Source organism: Microcystis sp. M53603_WE2, from assembly GCF_030065435.1.
The window spans coordinates 1-1,149 of sequence record NZ_JASJFF010000624.1; the positions used below are offsets into that span (position 1 = coordinate 1).

The following is a 1,149-nucleotide window of genomic DNA, read 5'->3' on the forward strand; positions in this document are numbered from 1 at the left end:
ACGGGGCTTGGGTTTGATTCTAGTGCGGGTTTTACGCTGCCCAATGGTGCGACTCGTTCACCCGATGCTGCTTGGATTAAATTAGAACGCTGGAATGCTTTAACAGAAAAACAAAAAGCCTCTTTTGCCCCCATCTGTCCCGATTTTGTCATTGAATTACGTTCTGCTAGTGATACAGTATCCAGTTTGCAGAAAAAGATGGAGGAATATATTGCCAATGGTACTTTATTGGGTTGGTTAATAGATCGCCAAAATCGCCAAGTCTATATTTATCGTCCCCATCGAGAACCGGAGATTTTAAATGCTCCTGAAACCATTAGTGGTGATCCAGAATTGCCGGGGTTTGTATTAGTAATGGCTAAGATTTGGTAAATGCGATCGCTGATGAAAGGTTCCGTCAATATAGAACAACTAAGCACGATTAACGCTGTTCTATATTGTTGCTCACGGGAATCCTCAACACTGATAGAACAGCGATAACTAGGGTTTGCTGAATAAATCTAAAAACCTTGTTGGGTAAGACTTTTAGACTTTTTGTCAATCAAAAAGTCCTGGAATGGGAGTGATCAGGGGGAAAATTCCTGGACTTTTTCCCTGAAAATTAGGTAGTTGACCACCTGAAAATCGATAAAACCCCACACCCCACACCCCACACCCTGCCCCCAGGAAAAGCTTTTTCAGCAAACCCTAAGTATCTACACATTTGACCGTCGGGCGGGCGGCTCTAGGCTTAACCCTACTCTCTGTCTCGGTTTCAGGCTTTTCCTCTAGGTTGTTTTGACGGAGATGCCAGCAAAGGAATCTTTAAGAAATTACCCAAAATCCCTGAGTATAGATATTGACGGCGCTAGACTCCCAACGTATAGATAAATACTGTTTCTGGAAGCCCATGACTGTGAGCTACGAAAAAATCACCCCACCGACAACAGGCTCGACAATTACTTTTTCTGACGGAAAACCTCTAGTTCCCGACGATCCGATCATTCCCTTCATTCGTGGTGACGGTACGGGGGTCGATATCTGGCCTGCAACCGAAAAAGTTATCGATGCAGCGATCGCCACAGCCTACGCTGGTCAAAGGAAAATCCATTGGTTTAAAGTCTATGCTGGCGATGAAGCTTGCGAAATCTACGGGACCTATCAATATCT

The 1,149-nt window shown here is 44.5% G+C and carries 1 protein-coding gene and 1 pseudogene; both read left to right on the plus strand.

Features of this window, described 5'->3' with window-relative positions:
* Positions 1–372: Uma2 family endonuclease (locus tag PX481_RS13305; protein WP_288094717.1), on the plus strand; the 372-nt coding region annotated here is incomplete at its 5' end.
* Between the two features lie 517 nt (positions 373–889).
* Positions 890–1,149, plus strand: a pseudogene (locus PX481_RS13310) (NADP-dependent isocitrate dehydrogenase); the annotation flags it as partial.